The organism is Streptomyces sp. NPDC048644 (assembly GCF_043199105.1).
Classification (GTDB): domain Bacteria; phylum Actinomycetota; class Actinomycetes; order Streptomycetales; family Streptomycetaceae; genus Streptomyces.
Genome location: NZ_JBICVO010000024.1, coordinates 41,764 through 63,701, shown reverse-complemented (window position 1 = coordinate 63,701; position 21,938 = coordinate 41,764). Strand labels below are relative to the sequence as shown.

The following is a 21,938-nucleotide window of genomic DNA, read 5'->3' as shown; positions in this document are numbered from 1 at the left end:
CGCTTCCCTTCGGTCTTGCGTTTCCGACTCTATCAGATCCTCGCGGTCCTGATTTTCGCCGATGCGATCCGGCCTTTCGGCCTTTTCGCGTTTCCGACTCTACCAGATCCGTTTCCGTCTCCGGCCCCCTGTTGGAGCGGGGTTGGCCTTCCGGCTTTCGCTTTCCGGCCTTTCCGACTCTATCAGATCCGACTCTCGCCGTTGCCGGTCCGAATTCGTTTCCGATTCCCCGTCGGAGGGGATTTTGCCTTTCGGCTGATCCGAACTTTATCAGAAGTAATTTGGCCGAGTGAATCGGTCGGATTCTCCTGCTAAGTGATCGGATGGCTTCGCCGAATTGAGATTCCGGCTGAAGCGGATATGAGACTAACCGTCGCAGTCGAACCTGTCCAGTTCGTCGCAACCGTTCGAATCTACCTCCCCTCATGACCCGTGTCAACGGGTTACTTGGGGCGAAGAGGAGATTAGCAGGTCAGCGGGGGCCGATGCACATCAGGCCGCGGTCGGCACCTGGGTTTCGCGGTCGGTGGTCTCGACGTCGCCGGTCTCCCCCGCGCGTACCGCGCGCCCGCCCAGGACGTAGACGTAGAGGAGGAAGGCGAGCTCGGCGGCGACGCCTGTGCCGATGCGGGCCCAGGTGGGGAGGCCGGAGGGGGTGACGAAGCCTTCCAGGGCGCCCGAGACGAAGAGCACCGCAGCGAGTCCGACCGCGACTCCCAAGGCGGAGCGGCCCTCCTCGGCCAGGGCGGTGCGGCGGGTGCGCGGGCCCGGGTCGACGAGCGTCCAGCCCAGGCGGAGGCCGATGCCGGCCGCGATGAAGACGGCGGTCAGTTCGAGGAGGCCGTGCGGCAGGATCAGCCCGAGGAAGGTGTCGAGGCGGCCCGCCGATGACATCAGGCCGATGCCGGCGCCCAGGTTGAGCATGTTCTGGAAGAGGATCCACAGGACCGGGATGCCGGCGAAGCCGCCGAGTACCAGGCAGAGGGCCACGGCTTGGGCGTTGTTCGTCCATACCTGGGCGGCGAAGGATGCGGCCGGGTGGCTGGAGTAGTACGTCTCGTACTCGCCGCCGGGGCGGGTCATGGCGCGGAGGTCGTCGGGAGCGCCGATGGTGGCCTGCACCTCCGGGTGGGCGGCTATCCACCAGCCCAGGAGGACGGCGAGTGCGGTGGAGAGGATCGCCGTGGGGATCCACCAGTGGCGCAGGCGGTAGACCGCCGCCGGGAACGCGGTGGTGAAGAAGCGGGCCGCGTCGCGCCACGATGCCTTGCGAGCGCCCGTGACGGCGCTGCGGGCGCGGGCCACCAATGAGGTGAGGCGGCCGATGAGTGCGGGGTCGGGGGCGCTGGAGCGGAGCAGCGAGAGGTGGGTGGTGGCGCGCTGGTAGAGGGTGACGAGTTCGTCGGCCTCGGTGCCGGTGAGGCGGCGTTTGCGGCGCAGAAGTGCTTCGAGGCGGTCCCATTCGGCGCCGTGGGCCGAGACGAAGACATCGAGGTCCATACGGTGTCGCTCCTCGCAGCGCCGTGAGATGGGGGGCGCGGTCAGCTTGGCAGACTGGCGGCACCCGGCGTGGGGTGGGCGGGGGTGCGGGGACCGAGCGCGAGAGGGAGTAGAGGGAGTGGGGCGCGCGTGAGTGAATTGGTGACGGGTGAGGCGGTGGTGCTGGGGCTGCGGCCGGCCAGGCTGCCGAGCCGGGCACTGGCTGTGGTCGTCGACCTCGCGGTGTCCTGGGGGACGTACATCGTGGTGTCGCTGCTGTTGATGAGCGGGACTTCCTCGATGGACGCGGCGGCGGTCGCGGCGGTCGCGGTGGCGACGTTCGTCCTGGTGCAGATCGGGATACCGATCGTCATCGAGACGCTGAGCCATGGCCGCTCGCTGGGGAAGCTGATGTGCGGGCTGCGGGTGCTGCGGGAGGACGGCGGGCCCATCCGGTTCCGGCACGCGCTGGTACGCGGGGCCATGGGTGCCATCGAGATCGTGCTGACCATGGGGGCCGTGGCGTGCATCGCCTCCCTGGTGTCGGCGCGCGGGCGCCGGCTGGGGGACGTTTTCGCGGGGACGCTGGTCGTGCGGGAGCGGCTGCCCGCGGCGCGTCAGGCGGTGGCGTTTCCGCCGCCTCCCCCGTGGTTGGCCGGGGAGCTGGGGGCGCTCGATCTTTCCCGGGTGCCGGACGGGTGGTGGCTGACCGTGCGGCAGTTCCTGGCGCGGATGGGACAGCTGGATCCACAGGTCGGCGGGGCGATGGCGGGGCGGCTCGCGGAGGATCTGCGGGGATTCACCGGGGTGTCGGTGCCGCAGGGGGTGTATCCGGCGGCGTACTTGGCCGCGGTGGTCGGTGAGCGGCAGTCGCGGGAGGCGCAGCGGGCGTTCGGGGCTCCGTTGGGGGCGCCGGGCGCTGTGCTGAATGGTGTCGCTGTTCCCGGTGGGGCGGGCGAGGGCGAGGGCCCGGTGGTCCCGGGTGCCGGGGCGGATGTGGGGAAGCCGGGGTGGGCGGAGGGCCGGAGCCCCGGTGGCGGTGGCAGCGGCGAAGGGGCGTCGCGTACGGGGTTCGTGCCGCCGGTGTGAGACGCGGTCGGGCGAGGGGCGGCGGGGCGGGCCCGACGCCGCCTTGTCGTGGCTGTGTTTCGGCGGTGAACGCCGCGGTGGGGGCGGGGAGTTGGGGCGAGGGCGACCGGTGCGGGGCCGTGCGGCGGTGCGCCGTGTCCTGTTTCGCCGGGTTCAGTCGAAGGTCGACGGCGGGGATTCGAGGGATTCGAGTTCGATGCCGGGAGCCGAGAGGACGACGTCGCCGGCGATGTGCACGGTGTGCTGTTCACCGGTCTCCAGGTCGTTGACCTGGTATTCGTCGTCGATCAGCGGGGCGTTGTCAGTGGCGTGTGCTGTGCTGGACACCAGAGCCCAGGACTGATCGAGGGTGCGGGGGGCGAGGACGGGGGGTGTGAAGGCGACGAGCCGGGTGCGGACGGCTCCGGCGCCGGGGGCGGGACGCAGCAGACGGGCCGTGGCGATGAGGAAGGCGGGGGACGTGCCGGTGAAAGCGTGCGCGGGGACGTTGCCTTCGGTGGCGTGTTCGCCGGTGGGGTCGGTACGCACCCAGGTGACGCCGTCGAGTGCGGCGCCGCGTACCTGCCAGGCGGAGGCGTGGAGTTCGAGGCGGATCGGGCGGCCGAGCGCGTCGAGGGTGAGGTCGACGGAGCCCGCGTGGTCTCCGGAGGGGGACGTGATCTGGGAGACGTAGCGCCAGCCGGAGGGGCCGGGGGCGCAGTGGAAGTGCTCTTCACCGAGGGGGGTGTGGTCGTGCGGATCGTGCAGGGAGTAATGGCCGCGGGGCATGGGGGTCCTTCTGGCGGTGCCGTACGGGGGATCTGGTGCGCGCGTCCCCGGTGGCCCGGGGGCGCGGGGGTGCGCGGGGCTCGGCGCCGTCCGGTGGCGGTGCGGCGGTGGTGCGGGGCTGTGCCGGCGGGTGTGGCCGGTGGGTTCCGGGCGGTGGCGCGGGGTGTGCGGGCCGGGGGCGGTGCGGAGGAGGGCGGCCCGGTACGGGCCAGGCCCTCGCCGCGGGCGGCGAGGGCCTGGATTCACCGGCTGCTGAGACGACTCAGTCGCGGCTCAGTAGCGGTAGTGGTCCGGCTTGTACGGGCCCTCGACCTGGACGCCGATGTAGGCGGCCTGCTCGGGACGCAGCTCGGTGAGCCTGACGCCGAGCGCGGCGAGGTGGAGGCGGGCGACCTTCTCGTCCAGGTGCTTGGGCAGGACGTAGACGTCGGTCGGGTACTCCTCCTGCTTGGTGAAGAGCTCGATCTGGGCCAGGGTCTGGTCCGCGAAGGAGTTCGACATCACGAACGACGGGTGGCCGGTGGCGTTGCCGAGGTTCAGCAGACGGCCCTCGGACAGCACGATCAGGACCTTGCCGTCCGGGTGGGTCCAGGTGTGGACCTGCGGCTTGACCTCATCCCTGACGATGCCGTCGAGCTTCGCCAGGCCGGCCATGTCGATCTCGTTGTCGAAGTGGCCGATGTTGCCGACGATCGCCTGGTGCTTCATCCGGGCCATGTCGGAGGCCATGATGATGTCCTTGTTGCCGGTCGTGGTGACGAAGATGTCGGCGGTCTCGACGACGTCTTCGAGCGTGGCGACCTGGTAACCGTCCATCGCCGCCTGGAGGGCGCAGATCGGGTCGATCTCGGTGATGATCACGCGGGCGCCCTGGCCGCGGAGCGACTCCGCGCAGCCCTTGCCGACGTCGCCGTAACCGCACACCACGGCGGTCTTGCCGCCGATGAGCACGTCGGTGGCGCGGTTGATGCCGTCGATCAGGGAGTGGCGGCAGCCGTACTTGTTGTCGAACTTCGACTTGGTGACGGCGTCGTTGACGTTGATCGCCGGGAAGAGGAGCACGCCGTCGCGGTGCATCTCGTACAGGCGGTGAACGCCGGTGGTGGTCTCCTCGGTCACGCCGCGGATCTCGGAGGCGAGGCGGGTCCACTTCTGCGGGGCCTCGGCCACCGTACGGGTGAGCAGTTCGAGGATGGCGCGGTGCTCATCGCTCTCCGCGGTCTCGATCGCGGGGACCTTGCCGACCTTCTCGTACTCGACGCCCTTGTGGACGAGGAGGGTGGCGTCGCCACCGTCGTCCAGGATCATGTTCGGGCCGCCGGTGGGCGAGTTGGGCCAGGTCAGCGCCTGCTCCGTGCACCACCAGTACTCCTCCAGGCTCTCGCCCTTCCAGGCGAAGACCGGGATGCCCTGCGGGCTGTCGGGGGTGCCGTTCGGGCCGACGGCGATGGCCGCGGCTGCGTGGTCCTGGGTGGAGAAGATGTTGCAGGAGGCCCAGCGGACCTCGGCGCCCAGGGCGACCAGGGTCTCGATGAGCACGGCGGTCTGCACGGTCATGTGCAGGGAGCCGGTGACACGGGCGCCGGCCAGCGGCTGGGCGGCGGCGTACTCCTTGCGGATCGCCATCAGGCCGGGCATCTCGTGCTCGGCGAGGGTGATCTCCTTGCGGCCGAAGGCGGCGAGGGACAGGTCGGCGACCTTGAAGTCCTGGCCGGTGGCTGCTGTCGTCATACGGGCTGCTCCTCGAGGGTCGAGGTGGATATCGGGCTGGGCAGTCTGCGGCGCGGGCAGGCAGGAGCGTACGCGGAAGCGGACACACCTCTCCCCCTGGCCGCAGCGCAGTCCGTCGGAGGCCCTCTCTCCCTCGGCCGGTCCGCGGTGCGGGCCGCCCGACCGCCATCAGCAGCGACGTCTGGCACTGGGCACGAATCTACACCGATAGGCCCGGCGACCCCAGCCCGCGTCGGCTGGTTCTGTGCGCTCGGGTGCGTGCGGGACGGGCGCTCGCCCCCTCGTTCCGGTGGTGCCGGTGCCCGTGGTGTCCGGCTCTTTGCCCGGGGCCGCAGGTGTTGCAGGATGCCGGGAGCGCGAGCGCATCTGCGCGGCCTCGCGCGTTCGTTCGTGAGGAGAACCACGTGACCACCAGTCCAGCAGCTTCCTCCGAGGAAGCGGGGAGCGACGGGCGAGTGCTGAAGCTGCTCGCCGTGACCGCCTGCCCGACCGGAATCGCCCACACGTACATGGCCGCCGAGAAACTCACTCAGGCAGCCACGGCGCTAGGCCACGCGATCAAGGTGGAGACCCAAGGCTCGATCGGGGCCGAGAACGTACTGTCCGACAACGATGTCAGACACGCTGACGGCGTCATCATCGCGGCCGACAAGGACGTCGACCGCAGCCGCTTCATCGGCAAGCGGGTGCTGGCGGTGGGGGTGGCCGATGGCATCCGTCATCCCGAGGAGCTGATCGAGCGGGTGCGGCACGCGCCGGTGTACCGGGGCGAGGGGGACGGCAGGGCGGCGCCCGGCGGTGCGGGTCCTGGCGGCACGAGCGGCGGCAAGGAGCGCAGCGTCGTGTACAAGGCGCTGATGAACGGGGTCAGTTACATGATTCCGTTCGTCGTGGTCGGCGGTCTGCTGATCGCCGTCTCGCTGGCGCTCGGCGGCCACGCCAACCCGTCGGGCGGGCTGGTGATCCCGGACGGGTCGTTCTGGAAGCACGTCAACGACATCGGGACGATCGGCTTCACGCTGATGGTCCCGGTCCTGTCCGGCTATATCGCGTACGCGATCGGCGACCGGCCGGCGCTGGTGCCCGGCATGATCGGCGGCTGGGTGGCCAACACCGGTGCGCTGTACGGCTCCAAGGCGGGCGCGGGCTTCATCGGCGCGATCGTGACGGGGTTCCTGGCCGGATATCTGGTCGTCTGGATCAAGAAGGCGAAGGTGCCGAAGTTCGTCCAGCCGATCATGCCGATCATCGTGATCCCGATCGTGGCGACGACGGCGCTCGGGCTGTTCTTCGTCTACGTCATCGGCAGGCCGATCTCGTGGATCTTCGAGCATCTGACGAGCTGGCTCGGCGGGATGACCGGATCCAGCGCCGTCCTGCTCGGGGCGCTCCTCGGCCTGATGATCGCGTTCGACATGGGCGGACCGGTCAACAAGACGGCGTTCCTGTTCGGCGCCGGGCTGATCGCGTCCGGCAATCAGAACGTGATGGGCATGTGCGCCGCCGCGATCCCGGTCATGCCGCTCGGTCAGGGTCTTGCCACCCTGATCCGTCGGCGCCGGTACGCGCAGCAGGAGCGCGAGACAGGGATGGCGGCGCTGTTCATGGGGCTTTTCGGCATATCCGAGGGCGCCATTCCGTTCGCCGCCGCCCGGCCGGGTCAGGTCATACCGGCGAACATGCTGGGCGGCGCGGTGGCAGGTGCGGTCGCCGGGATGGCCGGGGTGACGGATGCGGTGCCGCACGGCGGCCCGATCGTGGCGGTGCTCGGAGCGGTCGGCGGGGTGCCGGCGTTCTTCATGGCCGTCGCCGCCGGTTCCGTCGTCACGGCGCTGGCCACGGTCACGATCGCCGACCTCGCGGAGCGCGGGAAGGGGCGTACGGCGGTGGGTTCGGCCGCGGGTTCGGCCGTGCCGGTGGCGGGTTCGGCGGTGCCGGCGATGGCTGGGCCGGCGGCTGGGGCGGGCGCGGCCGATGCGGTGCCGGACGGGCCGAGCGGACCCGGCGGGCCGGATGCCGGGCCGGGCAGGTCGGACGGGGACAGGGACGGGGACGGGCCCGGTGACGTGCTGTCCGGTTACCTCACCCGTCGGACCGTGCGGACCCGGCTCGTCGCGGACGGCAAGGAGGCGGCCATCCGCGAGATGGCCGAACTGGCGGCGGCCGGCGGGAAGGTGGCGGACGTGGGCGAGCTGGTCCGGGTGGCGCTGGCCCGTGAGGCGCAGGGCACTACGGGGCTAGGCGAGGAGATAGCGATCCCGCATGCGAAGACGGACGCGGTGACGGCTCCGGTCGTCGGCTTCGCGCGCTCGGCCGACGGGATCGACTGGGGGTCGCCGGACGGCACGCTCGCCAAGCTGGTGTTCCTGATCGCGGTGCCGGAAGCGGCGGCCGGGGACGAGCACTTGCGCATCCTGGCGCTGCTGTCGCGGAAGCTGATGGACGCGGACTTCCGTGTGCGGCTGGGGAGCGCGCCGGACGAGGCCGCGGTACTCGCCGTCCTCAGCGAGATCCGCTGAGGAGGCCGGCACGGCACCGGCGTCGCCGGCCCGCGAAGCCGCCCGCCGCCCGGCTGCCGAAAGGCCGAAAACCGAAAGGCCCCGCCCCCATGTCGCTGGGTGCGGGGCCTCCCCCGGTGCTTCTCGGCGACTGCCGCTCGCCTCCGTTGGCCGGTGGGCGAGGTGTCGGTCAATTGCCGCCCGGGGCCTTCGCCGGGTCGGCGTCGGCGGCTGCGGCGTTCTCGTTGTAGATGTCGGGCTCCAGGTAGATGACCCGGGCGATCGGTACGGCCTCGCGGATGCGGGCCTCGGCGGCGTTGATGGCGTCCGCGATCTGCGTGGCGGTGCCGTCGTGCCGGACCGCGATCTTGGCGGCGACCAGCAGTTCCTCGGGGCCGAGGTGCAGGGTGCGCATGTGGATGACGCGGGTGACGACATCGCCGTCGACGACCGCGGCGCGGATCTTGGCGACCTGCTCGGGGCCCGCGGCCTCGCCCAGCAGCAGCGACTTCGTCTCGGCCGCGAGGACCAGGGCGATCAGCACGAGGAGCGCGCCGATGCACATCGTGCCGATGCCGTCCCACAGGCCGTCGCCGGTGGCGAGGGTGAGCCCGACACCGCACAGGGCGAGGACCAGGCCGATCAGCGCGCCGAAGTCCTCCAGGAGGACGACGGGCAGCTCGGGCGCCTTGGCCCGGCGGATGAACTGGGCCCAGGTCTGCTGCCCGCGCAGTTCGTTGGACTCCTTGATGGCCGTACGGAAGGAGAAGCCCTCGGCGATGATGGCGAAGACGAGGACGCCGACCGGCCAGTACCAGTTCTCCAGCTCGTGCGGGTGCTGGATCTTCTCGTAGCCCTCGTAGAGCGCGAAGACGCCGCCGATGGTGAACAGCACGATGGAGACGAGGAATCCGTAGATGTACCGCTCGCGGCCGTAGCCGAAGGGGTGCTCCGCGGTGGCCGCGCGCTTGGCCTTCTTGCCGCCGAGCAGGAGCAGGCCCTGGTTGCCGGAGTCGGCGATCGAGTGCACGCCCTCGGCGAGCATCGACGACGAGCCGCTGAAGGCGAATGCCACGAACTTCGCTACGGCGATGGCCAGGTTGGCGCCCAGCGCCGCGACGATCGCCTTGGTTCCGCCTGATGCACTCATGGGTGCCGCATGTCCCTTCCGTCGGCCGGGCTTTACCGGCCCTTTAATCCTGTGCGGCGGTCATTGTCGCAGTCCCGCCCGTGAACGGTGGCACGAGGCCGCCACGGGGCCTGCGCCGGGCCACCCTGCTACGCCACGGCCCCGCTACGCCACCGGCCTTGCTACGCCATGACCTTCGCACGGAAGAGGGTGCCGTCGCCGGACACGGTGGTCCGCTCATCTGCCGGGACGAACGCGGACTCCCCCGGTGCGAGGGTCAGCGTCCCGCCGTCCGCGGTGCCCGCCACGACCGTGCCCGCCGTGCACAGCAGTACCTGCGGCGCACCGGATTCCAGCGGGCGGGGGGCGGCGCCGGGTGCCAGGACGAAGCGGGAGAGGCGGAACTCGTCGACGGGGGTTTCGTAGATCTCCTCGCCGTCCACCTCTTCCGGGCGCAGCACGCCGGGGTCGCCCGCATCGAAGCGGACGATGCGCAGCAGTTCGGGGACGTCGACGTGCTTGGGGGTCAGACCGCAGCGCAGCACGTTGTCGGAGTTGGCCATCAGCTCGACGCCGAGTCCTTCGAGGTAGGCGTGCGGGATGCCGGCGCCGAGGAACAGGGCTTCGCCCGGCTGGAGTTGGACGTGGTGGAGCAGCATGGCGGCGAGGACGCCGGGGTCGCCGGGGTAGTGGTGGGCGAGGGAGGCGTACGCGGCGTACGCGGCGGCGTGCGGGCCGTCGTCCGCGGCCTGCTTGCCCGCGGCCACGGCGGCCCGCTCGACGGTCTCGGCCATCGCGGTGGGCTCGGCGCTCAGGACGGCGGTCAGCACCTCGCGCAGGGCGTCGGCCTCGGGCCCGGCGCGCAGGATGTCGACGTACGGCTTGAGGTCGTCGACGTCCAGGCCCTCCAGGATGTCGGCGGCCTGCGCGGGATGGCGGAAGCCGCAGAGCCCTTCGAACGGGGTGAGTGCGCAGATCAGCTCGGGCTTGTGCTGGGGGTCCTTGTAGTTGCGGTGCCCGGCGTCGAGCGGGACGCCGCGGCGTTCCTCGTCGGCGAAGCCTTCCGCCGCCCGGTCGAGATCGGGGTGGACCTGGAGGGAGAGCGGGGATCCCGCCGCGAGGAGCTTGAGCAGGAACGGCAGCCGGGGGCCGAAGGCCGCTACGGACGCGGCGCCCAGTTCGGCCTCGGGGTCGGCCGCGATCACGTCGGACAGCGGGACGAGCCCGGCGCCGCGGTCGATGCGGGAGGGCGCTCCGGGGTGGGCGCCCATCCACATCTCGGCCTGGGGCTCTCCGGTGGGCTCGGTGCCGAGCAGCTCAGGAATGGCGGTGGTGGAGCCCCAGGCGTAGGGGCGCACGGTGTTGGCGAGGCGGTCCATGCGGCTGCTGCTTTCCTGACGTCGTACGGGCGGGCGGGGTCACCGGTCGGGGACCGGTGCCGGGTGCGGTCCTTTCCGGCCCGTGCCCCGGCCGTACATGATCACTCGGTGTCGGCGAGCGCGAGGTAAACGGCGGCGAAATCCGCGATGGCGAGGAGTTCGGCGGCGATCTCCAGGTCGGTGCCGCCCGGCGGTTCGAGTGCGCTGACGGCGGTGTCGCGCTCGTCGGCGAGGGTGTGCGCGGCGCCGGTGGCGGACAGCGGCCCCGGCGGCCCTTCGCGGAGCAGGACGATCCGGGCGTGCAGGGCCGCGGGCTGTTCGACGCGGTCGCGGAAGAAGTCGTCGGGGTCGGCGTCGGAGGCCAGCGGGCCGGAGAGCAGGGTGCGGTGCGCGGTCAGCGCCTCGGGCAGTTCGGCGGCGAGCGCGGGGCGGCCTGCCAGGCTCGCCAGCTCGGCGGCGAAGTGCCGGCCGACGGCGCCGGCGACGACGCCTTCGGTCCAGATCAGCGGCAGCGCGTCGGCCACCTCGGCGGCCAGTGTCTTGGCCGGGTTCTCGTACGTGGCGACGGCGGGGCCGCAGCGTTCGGCCAGTTCGTCGAGGCGGTCCGCGAGGTGGGCCAGGGACTCCGGCGGGGCGCTGAGCAGCCCGATCCGGTCGGCGAGCGCGAGGATCGGGACGAGCAGCGACCAGAGGGTGCCGGGGGCGGCGGGCGGTGCGCCCTCGACGTCGAACTGGTCGTCGTACGCGGTGGTCGCCAGCGGGACGGCGAGGCCGCGGGCCTGGACGACGGCGTCGGCCAGCGGGGATCCCGCGGGGGTGACGGCGACGACGGAGCAGCCGCGGCGGTATGCCTGTTCGACCAGTTCGGCGAGGCCGCTGTCGGAGCCGTCGGGTCCGGTGATCAGGACGAGGTCGAGCGGCCCGCACCAGCCGGGCAGCGTCCAGCGCAGGGCGCCGGGCAGCGGAGCGACGCCGGTGGACGGGATGCGGGTGACCGGGCAGTTGCCGCGGCCGAGCGCGCCGAAGAGGTCGGCGACGCAGGGGGCGACCGGTCCTGGTCCCGCGATGAGGACGGCGCGCGGCCTGCCGTCGGGTACCAGGTCGGGGATGCCGGCCTCGGTGGCGCTGCGGGCCGCGGTGCGGACCCGGGCGCCGGATTCGGCGACGCCGCGCAGCAGACCGTAGCGGTCGGCGCCGGCCAGCGCCTCAGGAGTGTCGAGGAGTGACTCGTCGAGCATGGTGGGCGCGGCCTCCGAATCGCCGGTACGGGCGGGGACGCCGGGCGGTGCCGGGGCGGGCCCCGGCGGGCGCCCGGTCAGGCGGGGCGGCGGGCCTCGTCGACGAGGAGGACGGGGATGCCGTCCCGTACGGGGTAGGCGAGGCCGCAGTCTCCGGAGGTGCAGACGAGCTCGGCGGGGTCGGCCGCCGACCTGTCCGCCAGCGGGGCGTGGCACGCCGGGCAGGCGAGGATCTCGATCAGGCTGGCTTCGACCGGCATGGGGTCTGCTCCTTCGGGGTGGTTGCGGCCCCGCCAGCCTACCGCCGTACCGGGGGGCGGGGCCTGTCCGGCGGGGGTTGCCGGGGCGGGGCGGCCGTGGCCTGCCCCGCCCTTCGGGGGCTCAGCCCCGGACGATCGCCAGTGCTTCGTCGCGTACCCGCTCGGCGGTGGCGGCGTCACGGGCCTCGACGTTCAGGCGCAGCAGCGGTTCGGTGTTGGAGGCGCGCAGGTTGAACCACCAGTCGGCGGCGGTGACCGTCAGCCCGTCGAGGGTGTCGAGGGTGACGCCCTCGCGGCCCGCGTACGCGGCGCGGATCGCGGCGAGGCGGCCGGCCTGGTCGTCGACGGTGCTGTTGATCTCGCCGGACGCCGCGTACCTGTTGTACTGCGCGACCAGCTCCGAGAGCGTCCCCTGCTGCCCGCCGAGCGCCGCCAGCACGTGCATCGCGGCGAGCATGCCGGTGTCGGCGTTCCAGAAGTCGCGGAAGTAGTAGTGCGCGGAGTGCTCGCCGCCGAAGATGGCGCCGGTCTTCGCCATCTCCTCCTTGATGAAGGAGTGGCCGACCCGGGTGCGGATCGCCCGGCCGCCGTTCTCCTTGACGACCTCGGGGACGGACCACGAGGTGATGAGGTTGTGGATGACCGTGCCGCCGGGGTGCTTGGCCAGCTCGCGGGCGGCGACCAGGGCGGTGATCGCGGACGGCGCCACCGGGTCGCCGTTCTGGTCGACGACGAAGCAGCGGTCCGCGTCACCGTCGAAGGCCAGGCCGAGGTCGGCGCCGGTCTCCCGCACCCGGGCCTGGAGGTCCACGATGTTCTTCGGGTCGAGCGGGTTGGCCTCGTGGTGGGGGAAGGAGCCGTCCAACTCGAAGTACAGGGGGTCGAGTTCGAGCGGCAGGCCGCCGAAGACGGTCGGCACGGTGTGGCCGCCCATGCCGTTGCCCGCGTCCACCACCACCTTCAGCGGGCGGATGCCCGAGAGGTCGACGAGCGTGCGCAGGTGGTCCGCGTAGTCGCCGAGCACGTCGCGCTGCACGATCGTGCCGGTGCGGTCGGCGGGCGGCGGGGCGCCCTGCTCCGACCAGCCTTCGACCAGGGCGCGGATGTCCGCGAGGCCGGTGTCCTGGCCGACCGGGGCGGCGCCGGCCCGGCACATCTTGATGCCGTTGTACTGGGCCGGGTTGTGCGAGGCGGTGAACATCGCACCCGGCAGTCCGAGGGCTCCGCTGGCGAAGTACAGCTCGTCGGTCGAGGCGAGGCCGATCTCGGTGACGTCCGCGCCGCGGGCCGCAGCCCCGCGCGCGAAGGCACCGGCGAGGCCGGGCGACGAGGGCCGCATGTCGTGCCCCGTCACGATCGCGTCCGCCCCCGTGACCTCGACGAAGGCCGCGCCGAACAGCTCGGCGAGGGTCTCGTCCCACTGGTCGGGGACCACACCGCGCACGTCGTACGCCTTCACGATCTGCGACAGATCAGCCACAGCCAGCCCTCCTGGAGTCTCTACGGATCTCCCAACCTACCCGGCCGTGCGGGGCGGGGCCGCGCGGACGTCGGGTACGGGCCGGACGGCCGGGACGCCCCCGGTGTGCGCGCCTCCGGCCGCCGTCCCGGCAGTGGTCAGGGCAGCATCCAGCCGAGGGCCGCGGTGCTCTGGCCGGTGACGATCAGGCACATCACCAGCAGCAGTCCCAGGCTCCACGGCAGTACCTTGCGCAGCAGGTCCCCTTCCCGTCCGGCGAGGCCGACGGCGGCGCAGGCGATGGTCAGGTTCTGCGGCGAGATCATCTTGCCGAGCACGCCGCCGGAGCTGTTGGCGGCGGCGAGGAGTACGGGCGGCAGGCCCGACTGCCGGGCCGCGCTGACCTGGAGGGCTCCGAACAGGGCGTTGGCCGAGGTGTCGGAGCCGGAGACGGCGACGCCGAACCAGCCGAGCACGGGCGAGAGGAAGGCGAGCCCGGCTCCGGCTGCGGCGACGAAGTGGCCGATGGTGGCGGCCTGTCCGGAGAGGTTCATGACGTAGGCGAGCGCCAGGACCGAGGTGACGGTGAGCAGCGCGCGGCGCAACTCGTATACGGTCGCGGCCCATTCCCTGGCGGCGGCGCCGGCCCGTACGCCGAGCACGGCCGCGGTCAGGATGCCGGCGAGCAGGACCAGGCTGCCTCCGGTGGCGAGCAGCGGCAGCGCGAAGAGGTTGCCGCCGACGGGCTCGCCCGAGGGGTCGGCGACGTCGAGGAAGGGCCAGTCGAAGGTCCGGGTCGCCGCGTCCAACAGGCCCTTGACGGGCGGGATCTGGGCGAGCGAGAAGGTCGCCACGATCAGCGCGTAGGGGGCGTAGGCGCGGGCCGTCTCGCGGCGGGTGTCGCGGGTGTCCAGGTCCTGGCTGCGGGCGCCGGTGAGGACCGCGGCGCGTACCGCTGCGGTGGCCGGGCGGCGCGCTGCGGGCACCGCGACCAGCGCCGCGGCGCCGAGCAGCGCGGCGCCGATGTCGGCGAGTTGCGCGGAGACGTAGTTGGACGCCGCGAACTGGACGGCGGCGAAGGCGGATCCGCAGGCGAGCGCGGGCAGCCAGGTCTCGCGCAGCCCGCGCTTCCCGTCGACGAGGAAGACCAGCAGCAGCGGGACGACGAGCGCGAGCAGCGGTGTCTGGCGGCCGACGACGGACGCCACGTCGTCCAGCGGGACGCCGGTGACCTGGGCGAGGGTGACGACGGGGGTGCCCATGGCGCCGAACGCGACGGGCGCGGTGTTGGCGACCAGCGCGACGACGGCGGCCTTGACCGGGGCGAAGCCGAGGGCGACCAGCATCACCGCGCTGATGGCGACGGGCGCGCCGAACCCGGCCAGCGCTTCGAGCAGCGCGCCGAAGCAGAAGGCGATGACCAGCGCCTGGATGCGGGGGTCGGCGGAGAGCCGGGAGAAGGAGCGGCGCAGCACGTCGAAGTGCCGGGTGCGGACCGTCATCCGGTAGACCCACAGGGCGTTGACGACGATCCACAGGATGGGGAAAAGGCCGAAGAGGGCGCCTTGCGCGGCGCCGGAGAGGGCCTGCCAGGCCGGCATGCCGTAGGCGAGCGTGGCGACGGCCAGGGCGACGGCCAGGCCGGTCAGCCCGGCGATGTGGGCGCGGGTCCTGACGGCGCCGAGCAGGACGAGGACGGTGACCAGGGGCAGTGCGGCGACGAGCGCGGACAGCGCGAGCGAGTCCGCCACCGGCTCCAGTTGCTGGATGAACACGGGGCCTCCAGGCGTGGGCGGCTCCCCTGGATGGGTAAGTCCGAAGTCGTGCCTGCCTGGCGGGCGGACGACACGACTTCGGACTTACCCATCCAGCCGGTTCCGCGATGCGGAAGCAGATCTTTCGGGAGTGGAGGCATGCTCGTGTCCACGCCGGGCGGCGTCAACCCTCTGTCACCGATGGGTCGCTGAGCGGATCGGCGGCTCGGGCGGGGGCGGCGGGCCGGGCCCGCGGCCGACGGAACCCGCGGTCAGGAGTCGGGCGAGCGCAGCACGCGGAGGTGGCCGCGGCGGGCGACCTCCGTCGGCCGTGGCTCGCGCCCCGCCGGCCGCTCGCCGCCGGGTCCGCCGGAGGGCCGCTCCTGCGGACGGGCGGCCTCGCGCACCGCGTTGGCGAGCGCTTCGAGGTCGTCGCCGCTGGGGCGGGCGGGTCCGGGGTCGATGGCTAGCCGGACGACTTCCCAGCCCCGGGGGGCGGTCAGTCGCTCGGAGTGCTCGGCGCACAGGTCGTAGCAGTGCGGTTCGGCGTAGGTGGCGAGCGGTCCGAGCACGGCGGTCGAATCCGCATAGACGTACGTCAGCGTTGCGACGGCGGGGCGACCGCACGCAGTGCGCGAACAGCGACGTACAGGGCTCACGACGTTGGACGGTACCGCACTCTTGACCGGGCCGCGACGACTCACCTCCGGCTCACCCGACCGTGTCGTCCCGCTTCGTCCGATGCGTCTGACCTGCACCCGCTAGGGACGGCCTGCACCGAGCGGCCCGGAACAGGCCCTGCGGGCCCGTGGATCCCGGCACCGGAGGGCACAATTCACCTCATTCCGCCGGTTGTCCACGATCCGGGATGCGCCACCGAACGAACACAATCGTTATCGGACCGGTCATCTCTCGACAGCGACGGACACTCCGCAGGCCGCGGCGGGAGCCGCCGCGTGCGGCTGCGCCGGTCGCCGCGAGACCGGCACGACTTCGGGCGCACTCCTCTAGGCTCGATGCTGATGGACATGTCCGTACCGCCCCGCCCGACGGAGCCGCGCCCGCGCCGCCGTGACCGCCACGGCCGTGGCATACGCGGCCCGATCGCCCCGCCGCAGGTGCCGCTGTCCGTCAGCCGCGCCGACGCGTTCGTGGACCTCGTGTACGACTCGCGCGACCGCCTGGAGAGGCGCTGGCCGCAGCTCTCCGACGTCGACTTCCTCATCGTGGAGGTGCCGGGCTTCGGCCCGGACGCCGGCGCGGGGGACGACGCGGACGACGGGACGGTCCCGCTGGGCCGGGTGCTGCCGGCCCAAGGACCGCACCGCGACCGGATCGTGGTCTACCGGCGCCCGGTGGAGATCCGCACCAAGTCCCGCGACGAGCGCGCCCTGCTCGTCCACGAAGTCGTCGTCGAGCAGGTCGCCGAACTCCTCGGCCTGGCACCGGAGTCGGTGGACCCGCGCTACGGCCAGGACTGACGCCGCGCGGGTCCGTGCGCCGTCAGTCGGTCAGCAGGGACAGGTCCTGGCCCGCGGTCGGCACGACGACCGAGCCGCGGTCGTCCGGCAGCGTCTGCACGGTGAACGCCGGGATGCCGCCCTGCGGCTGCGCCAGCGTCCGCGCCGCATAGACCGGACCGCTGCCGTCCGCCGGCTCCACGGTCAGCGCGTACGAGCCCTTCAGGCCCTGCGGGCGCGGCGGTTCGACGGCCAGGGTGGTGCCGCCCTTGACCGTGTACGTCTTGCTCGCCGCGCTGCCGCCGCCGCTGCCCGCCGACGCGGTGACCGTGACCTTCGCGTCCTTGCCCTTCTCGGGCGCGACCAGCGACAGGGTGCTGCCCTTGGCGCGGTTGTCGGCGGCCGTGGCGCGCTCCTCGACCGGCCGGGTCGAGGGGATGAACGCCATCTCCTGGTGGCCGCCCTTGCCGCGGATCACCCGCAGGGCCGCGGCGACGGGCGCCTTCGAGCCGCCGTCGGCCGGTGTCAGGACCAGCGAGCCCGCCTCGCCCTGGGTGATGTCCTTGAGGTCGACGGTCGTCGTCATGCCGCCCTTGACGTGCAGCGTCTGGAGTCCGGACGGGGTGATCAGGCCGGTCGGGGTGGCCAGTTGCACCTTCAGGTCGGCGTCGTCGCCCGGGGCCACGGCGGTCAGCCGGACGGAGGTGGCGTCGGCGGGGATGCCGGGCAGCACCGCGCCGGGCGCCGGGTCGGCCGCGGCCGGCAGCCAGTCGCCGCCGGTCTCCGCGTCGGTGGCCTGGACGGACGCGCCGATCCTGCCCTCACGGGCGGTGACGTGCAGCGCCGCGTCGGTGTCCGCGGAACCCGGTGACGACACCAGGGTGGAGAGCAGCACCGGGACCGTGGTGTGCGGCGGCACCGCGATGTCCTCGCCCGAGCCCGCGGCCAGCCTGCCGTCCTTGCCGCGCAGTTCGAGGTCGACGACGGCCTGGGTGGAGTCGGGGTTGGTCAGGTGCACGTAGTCCTGGCGGTCCTTGCCGGTGTTCACGCCGGGGAACCAGAAGGTGGTGTCGGGCGCGACGCAGCTGAGCCCGAACAGCCCGCGGCCCGCGCCCGCCGCCACCGACGTCGTCTGCTGGACGCTCCAGCCGGGCGCCGAAGCGCCGTCGGCGGTGCCCACCAGCGCGGGGGCGTCGGAGCTCGATGTGGTCGCGGTGACCGGGGTGCCGGCGGCCTTCAGCGGCACGACGGGCTTGTGGTCGTGCGGCGCCACCGTCTGCGGCCCCTCGACCGTGCCGCCCTTGCCGTCCTTCCCGCCCTTGTCGTCCTTCCCGCCCTTGCCCGTGCCGCCGCTGTCCTTGACGGTCCCGGCGGGCAGCAGCTCGGCCGTGCCCTTGGCGGCGTCATCGCCCGCGGCGCCCTTGGGCGCGAACGCGGTGTACGTGGTCTCGCCGACCTCCGACGAGGTCGGGGCCGGGCACAGCAGCGCGGAGCGCTGGACGGGCATCCGGGAGGCGCCCTGCGGGGCTCCTCCCTCCGTGCCGCCCGGCGCCGCGACGGCCGCGACACCGGTGACGGCGGCGAGCGCGACACCCGCGCCGATGAGGGACATCATGGTGCGCTTCACTGCTGGTCGCTCCCGTCACGGCGCGGCTCGGGGTAGGAGCCGTGGAACGTCGTGCCGTCGTCGTAGGGCTGCTGGGCCTGGTCCTGCGGCGGGCCGCCGGCGTACGGCCGGCCTTCGGCGTACTGCTGGCCTTCGGCGTACGGCTGGCCTTCGGCGTACTGCTGACCGCTGCCGTCGTAGGGCTGCTGCCCGGCACCGGGGTAGGGCTGCTGCCCGTAGCCGTACGGGTCGTAGCCGCCCGCCTGGTAGGGATCGGCCGGATACGGGGCGGGCTGCTGGTACGGGTCGGCCGCGTACGGCTGTCCGTACGGCTGCTGTCCCGCCTGGTAGGGGTCGGCCGGCGCGTAGGGCTGCTGGTCGCCGGGGGGCTGGGCACCCTGCCACGCGTCGTACGGCGCCTGCGGTGGCACCGCCGCGTACGGGTCGTGCGTGGGCACCTCCTGGGCGGGGGCGGCCGGGGCCACCGGGTCCGCCGCACCGTCACGCGCCGCCGGAATGTCGGCCTCCGGGGTCTCCTGAACGGTGCCGGCGGCCTCCGCCTGCGCCCGGAGCCTGCGGGCCCGCCGGCCGTCGCCGGTGGCAGCCGCCGCCTGCGCCGCGGCAGCCGCGGCGGCCTCGTCCGGCAGGTCGTCGTCGATCTCCCGGCGACGGCCCGGCAGCGCCAGGACCACCAGGACGACGGCGAGCAGCGCCTGGGCGCCCAGCCAGAGGTTGTGGCCGAGCGGGTTCTCGTGGGTGAGGTCGAGCCGCCCGCCGCCTGCCGGGAGCGCGAAGCCCTGGGCCCAGCCGTCGAGCGTGACGGGCTTGAGTGGGGTGCCGTTCAGCGTGGCCTGCCAGCCCTCGTCCGCGGCGTCCGCGATCCGCAGGACCCGGCCTTCGGCACCGCCGGGCACCTGGGTGTGCGCATCGACGGGCCCGGCCGGCACCGGGATCGGCGCCGCCGCCTCACCGGCCTGCGTGCCGTCCTTGGCCTCGCCCGCCACGATCGACACCCGGGAGACCCGGCGGTCGACGCGCCACAGTGCGCTGCCGTCGTCCTGGCTGAGCCGGGTCAGCCCCGGGGTCGCGTCCAGGACCCGGCTCATCTCGTGCGGGGCGCCGTCGCGGACCAGGACGTAGCGGACCGCGTAGCCGCCCAGCTGGTTGGTCTGGTCGGCGCCCGAGCCGGCCACGAGGTTGGCGACGATGCCGCCGAGCCTGCTGTCACCGCCCGCCTCGACGGCCAGGTCGGCGTCGCCGAGCCGGGCGCCCGAGCCGCGGACGAGGGAGTAGTCGACGTGGCCCGCGCTGCCGCCGAGCACCAGCGTGCGGGCCCGGTCGGCGGTGCCCGACTCCTCGGCGACGAACGCCGGGACCTGGACCGCGTCGCGCCGCTCCAGCGGCCCCGCGGCACCGGTGATCATCCAGCTGACCGCCGCGTAGAGCGGGGCCACGACGGACGCCAGCGCGATGAGCACGGCGACCGGCTGCTTCCAGCCGAAGCCGAGCGTGGCCATCCGGGTGCGGATGCCCTCAGCGCCGACCGCCGCCGCGCACAGCAGCGCGAGGCCGTAGACCAGCATCGCGGGCCCGGTCCAGCCGGATCCGTTGCCCAGCGCGGCGCACAGCAGCCCGGCGAGCGCGACGGCCCAGGCGGTACGGATCGCCTTCTGCCGCTCGTCGCGCAGCGTCGCGGCGAGCGCCGCCAGCACCACGCCGATCAGCAGCAGGCCGCCCGCCGCCTTCGGGCCGCCGGGGCTGATGCCGACCAGGTCGAGCGTGGACGCGGAACCCGTGCCGAACTCCAGGCCCGCCTCCTGGAAGAAGCGCGCGGGGTGCGCGAGCAGCGACAGCGACCACGGAGCGAGCACCAGCAGCGGGGCCACCGCGACGGCCAGGAAACGCAGCAGATAGCCGGGGAGCAGGCTCCGGCTGCCGTCCAGGGCCCGCAGCACCAGCAGCGCGAGGTTCAGCAGCACCGCGAGCGGCCAGACGACCGGCGTGAAGGCCGTGGTGAAGGTGACCAGCAGCGCCAGCGCCCAGACGGCCCGCCAGCCGGGGCGTGCGCCCGGCGCGAGCCGCAGCCCGCTCGCCGCGACGGCCGCGCGGGCCATCAGCGGCAGCAGGACGGCGAGCACCGCGGTGCCGAGCCGGCCGCCGGCCAGCGCTCCGGTGGCCGCGGGCAGGAACGCGTAGGCGACGGAACCCCAGGCCCGCAGCAGCCGGGAGGCGACCAGCGGGCGGGAGGCGAAGTAGGCGGTCAGGCCCGCCAGCGGTACGGAGGCGACCAGCAGCAGCGTGAGGGTGAAGCCGGTGCTGCCGAAGAAGAGCGTGCTGAGCAGCGCGAGCACGGCCAGGTACGGCGGCGCTGACGCGGTGGAGCCGACGCCGACCTGATGCCAGCTGTCGAGGTACGAGGCCCACAGCTCGGAGAGGTGCGCGGGCGCGGGCAGCAGCGCGCCGCCGGTCAGCGAACCCCCGCCGAGCAGCCCGCGGCAGGCGACCAGCGAGACCAGCAGCAGCACCGCGAAGAGCACCGGCGCCGGTGCGCGGGCGATCCGCTTGAGCCGGGCGAACTGCTCGATCTCCAGGAAGTCGGCGTCGTCGCCGCCGGGGCCCGACTCCACCGCGCCGTGCCGGCCGGCCGACGCGACGTCCGGGGCGGCCCGGCCGCCGATGTTGCCCACGACCTGTTCGACGGTGGCGCGTACGGTCGCGCCGGGCGGCGGGAACAGTGGCCGCAGCTCGCTCGCCTCGACGGCGGGCCTGCCTCTCCGTTTGCGCGCCGCGAGGATCTTCCCCGGCCGCAGCAACGTCCCGAAGAGCCCGGCGAGTTCGTCGAGCGCCTGCCCCGGCACCTTGCCGACGAGGTAGGCGAGCACCCGCAGCACGGTGCCGATCAGCAGCCGCAGCAGGACGTAAGGGAGCAGCGCGCCGCGGGTGTTGGCGAGGAGGGTGTAGACGGCGCCGGCCTTGTCGACGCGGTGCGGGCTCGCCACGTGGCGGCCGACGCAGTCGACGGTGCGGCGTTCGCGGGCCGCGGCCTCGGCGTGCCGCAGTACCGCGTCCGGGGCGACCAGGACCTGGTGCCCGGCGGCCTGGGCGCGCCAGCACAGGTCGACGTCGTCGCGCATCAGCGGCAGCCGGCGGTCGAAGCCGCCCAACTCCTCGTAGACGTCGCGCCGGATGAGCATGCCCGCGGTGGAGACCGAGAGGACCGGGCGGACCTGGTCGTGCTGGCCCTGGTCCTGCTCCCGCCGGTCGAGTCCGGTCCAGCGCCGGCCGCTGCGCGCGATGCTGACACCGGCTTCGAGCAGCTGCCTGCGGTCGTACCAGCTCCGCAGCTTGGGACCGACGATGACGGTCGACGGGCTGGCGTCGGCGACCCGCAGCAGCTCGGCGAGCGCGGTCGGCTCGGGCGCGCAGTCGTCGTGCAGCAGCCAGAGCCACTGGACGGGTTCGCCGTGCGGCAGTTCCGGCATGTCGTACGCGTCGTCACGCCAGGTGCGGCTGACCGGATCCCAGCCGCTCGGCCGCTGCAGATACGGCAGGTCATCGGGGGTCAGCACGCTTGCGGTGCGGACCGCTTCGTCGACGGCGGTGCCGAATCCGGAGCGGCGGGCGAGGTGCAGCACCCGCTCGTCCCCGATGGAGGCGGCGAGCAGCTGGGCGGAGTCGTCCGCGCTGCCGGTGTCGGCGCCGATGACGTTCTGCACCGGACGCTCCTGGCCGAGCAGCCCGGCGAGCGCGTCGGGCAGCCAGCGGGCGCCGTCGTGGGAGACGAGCACGGCGGTGACGACATGCCGCGGGAACTCCGGTGCGGCGGCGGATGGTGCGGCGGCCTGGGCCGCCGACTGGCTGTGCACGGACATCGAGGTACGGGCCCTCCGGACCCGGGAGTTCGGGCCCGCGGCGAAGCCGCTCTGGGCCGGCACCCCCGGAAGACACTGCGACGGACTACGAGGGACGCGCGCGCCCTGCGGGGGCGTTGGCACGTCTCGGACGGGGCCCCACACTAATGGTTCGCGCGGCGGCACCGACCGGCTCCGTACACAGCAGTCCGCCCCCGGCGTGCAGTGCGCTGGAGG

The 21,938-nt window shown here is 73.3% G+C and carries 15 protein-coding genes; 3 read left to right on the top strand and 12 right to left on the bottom strand.

What is annotated here, in order from left to right; all coding sequences use genetic code 11:
• Positions 1-492: 492 nt before the first annotated feature.
• On the bottom strand, positions 493-1,500 hold the full coding sequence (locus tag ACGFNI_RS33735; RefSeq protein ID WP_393689244.1) for a stage II sporulation protein M: 1,008 nt from the start codon (positions 1,498-1,500) through the stop codon (positions 493-495).
• Between the two features lie 129 nt (positions 1,501-1,629).
• Here ACGFNI_RS33735 and ACGFNI_RS33730 point away from each other — a divergent pair, with 129 nt between their 5' ends.
• Positions 1,630-2,568 carry an RDD family protein gene (locus tag ACGFNI_RS33730; protein WP_393689243.1) on the top strand — a complete coding sequence of 313 codons (939 nt, stop codon included), beginning with the start codon at positions 1,630-1,632 and terminating at the stop codon, positions 2,566-2,568.
• A gap of 153 nt (positions 2,569-2,721) precedes the next feature.
• Here the strand turns inward: ACGFNI_RS33730 and ACGFNI_RS33725 are convergent, their stop codons facing one another.
• Both ACGFNI_RS33725 and ahcY read right to left on the bottom strand, forming a co-directional pair.
• Positions 2,722-3,336 (bottom strand): hypothetical protein, encoded by a 615-nt coding sequence (locus tag ACGFNI_RS33725; RefSeq protein ID WP_393689242.1) that lies wholly within the window; start codon positions 3,334-3,336, stop codon positions 2,722-2,724.
• 273 nt (positions 3,337-3,609) lie between these two features.
• On the bottom strand, positions 3,610-5,067 hold the full coding sequence (ahcY, locus tag ACGFNI_RS33720; protein WP_393689241.1) for an adenosylhomocysteinase: 1,458 nt from the start codon (positions 5,065-5,067) through the stop codon (positions 3,610-3,612).
• Between the two features lie 473 nt (positions 5,068-5,540).
• Here ahcY and ACGFNI_RS33715 point away from each other — a divergent pair, with 473 nt between their 5' ends.
• A complete protein-coding gene (locus ACGFNI_RS33715; RefSeq protein WP_393689248.1) occupies positions 5,541-7,586 on the top strand; it encodes a fructose-specific PTS transporter subunit EIIC in 2,046 nt (681 codons plus the stop codon).
• 169 nt (positions 7,587-7,755) lie between these two features.
• On the opposite strand, the gene ACGFNI_RS33710 is transcribed toward ACGFNI_RS33715, so the two are convergent.
• The 7 genes from ACGFNI_RS33710 to ACGFNI_RS33680 form a co-directional block, all read right to left on the bottom strand.
• On the bottom strand, positions 7,756-8,715 hold the full coding sequence (locus tag ACGFNI_RS33710) for a cation diffusion facilitator family transporter (protein ID WP_393689239.1): 960 nt from the start codon (positions 8,713-8,715) through the stop codon (positions 7,756-7,758).
• A gap of 161 nt (positions 8,716-8,876) precedes the next feature.
• Entirely contained in the window at positions 8,877-10,073 is a 1,197-nt protein-coding gene (manA, locus tag ACGFNI_RS33705; RefSeq protein ID WP_393689237.1) for a mannose-6-phosphate isomerase, class I, read from the bottom strand.
• Between the two features lie 101 nt (positions 10,074-10,174).
• Complete coding sequence (locus ACGFNI_RS33700; protein ID WP_393689235.1) at positions 10,175-11,311, bottom strand: SIS domain-containing protein; 1,137 nt, start codon at positions 11,309-11,311, stop codon at positions 10,175-10,177.
• Positions 11,312-11,388: 77 nt separating this feature from the next.
• Positions 11,389-11,571, bottom strand: a complete 183-nt coding sequence (locus tag ACGFNI_RS33695; protein ID WP_227049697.1) for a Trm112 family protein — start codon at positions 11,569-11,571, stop codon at positions 11,389-11,391.
• A gap of 121 nt (positions 11,572-11,692) precedes the next feature.
• The gene (locus ACGFNI_RS33690; protein WP_393689233.1) at positions 11,693-13,051 is read right to left on the bottom strand and encodes a phosphomannomutase/phosphoglucomutase; all 1,359 of its coding nucleotides are present in this window, start codon (positions 13,049-13,051) and stop codon (positions 11,693-11,695) included.
• A 137-nt stretch (positions 13,052-13,188) separates the two neighbouring features.
• The gene (locus tag ACGFNI_RS33685) at positions 13,189-14,805 is read right to left on the bottom strand and encodes an L-lactate permease (RefSeq protein WP_393689231.1); all 1,617 of its coding nucleotides are present in this window, start codon (positions 14,803-14,805) and stop codon (positions 13,189-13,191) included.
• A gap of 251 nt (positions 14,806-15,056) precedes the next feature.
• Complete coding sequence (locus tag ACGFNI_RS33680; protein ID WP_393689230.1) at positions 15,057-15,488, bottom strand: DUF3499 domain-containing protein; 432 nt, start codon at positions 15,486-15,488, stop codon at positions 15,057-15,059.
• Between the two features lie 318 nt (positions 15,489-15,806).
• On the opposite strand from ACGFNI_RS33680, the gene ACGFNI_RS33675 reads away from it, so the two are divergent.
• Positions 15,807-16,265 (top strand): metallopeptidase family protein, encoded by a 459-nt coding sequence (locus tag ACGFNI_RS33675; RefSeq protein WP_393689228.1) that lies wholly within the window; start codon positions 15,807-15,809, stop codon positions 16,263-16,265.
• Positions 16,266-16,287: 22 nt separating this feature from the next.
• Here ACGFNI_RS33675 and ACGFNI_RS33670 read toward each other — a convergent pair whose 3' ends face one another.
• Both ACGFNI_RS33670 and ACGFNI_RS33665 read right to left on the bottom strand, forming a co-directional pair.
• Complete coding sequence (locus ACGFNI_RS33670) at positions 16,288-17,871, bottom strand: DUF5719 family protein (RefSeq protein ID WP_393689226.1); 1,584 nt, start codon at positions 17,869-17,871, stop codon at positions 16,288-16,290.
• On the bottom strand, positions 17,868-21,722 hold the full coding sequence (locus ACGFNI_RS33665; RefSeq protein WP_393689224.1) for a glycosyltransferase: 3,855 nt from the start codon (positions 21,720-21,722) through the stop codon (positions 17,868-17,870). Before ACGFNI_RS33665 ends, ACGFNI_RS33670 begins: the two co-directional genes overlap by 4 nt.
• Between the last annotated feature and the right edge of the window lie 216 nt (positions 21,723-21,938).

Bases quoted from the DNA above. Each gene is read 5' to 3' on its own strand.
- ACGFNI_RS33725 (WP_393689242.1), bottom strand. From the start codon at position 3,336: ATGCCCCGCGGCCATTACTCCCTGCACGATCCGCACGACCACACCCCC.
- manA (WP_393689237.1), bottom strand. From the start codon at position 10,073: ATGGACCGCCTCGCCAACACCGTGCGCCCCTACGCCTGGGGCTCCACC.
- ACGFNI_RS33700 (WP_393689235.1), bottom strand. From the start codon at position 11,311: ATGCTCGACGAGTCACTCCTCGACACTCCTGAGGCGCTGGCCGGCGCC.
- ACGFNI_RS33665 (WP_393689224.1), bottom strand. From the start codon at position 21,722: ATGTCCGTGCACAGCCAGTCGGCGGCCCAGGCCGCCGCACCATCCGCC.
- ACGFNI_RS33675 (WP_393689228.1), top strand. From the start codon at position 15,807: ATGGACATGTCCGTACCGCCCCGCCCGACGGAGCCGCGCCCGCGCCGC.
- ACGFNI_RS33710 (WP_393689239.1), bottom strand. From the start codon at position 8,715: ATGAGTGCATCAGGCGGAACCAAGGCGATCGTCGCGGCGCTGGGCGCC.
- ACGFNI_RS33735 (WP_393689244.1), bottom strand. From the start codon at position 1,500: ATGGACCTCGATGTCTTCGTCTCGGCCCACGGCGCCGAATGGGACCGC.
- ahcY (WP_393689241.1), bottom strand. From the start codon at position 5,067: ATGACGACAGCAGCCACCGGCCAGGACTTCAAGGTCGCCGACCTGTCC.
- ACGFNI_RS33695 (WP_227049697.1), bottom strand. From the start codon at position 11,571: ATGCCGGTCGAAGCCAGCCTGATCGAGATCCTCGCCTGCCCGGCGTGC.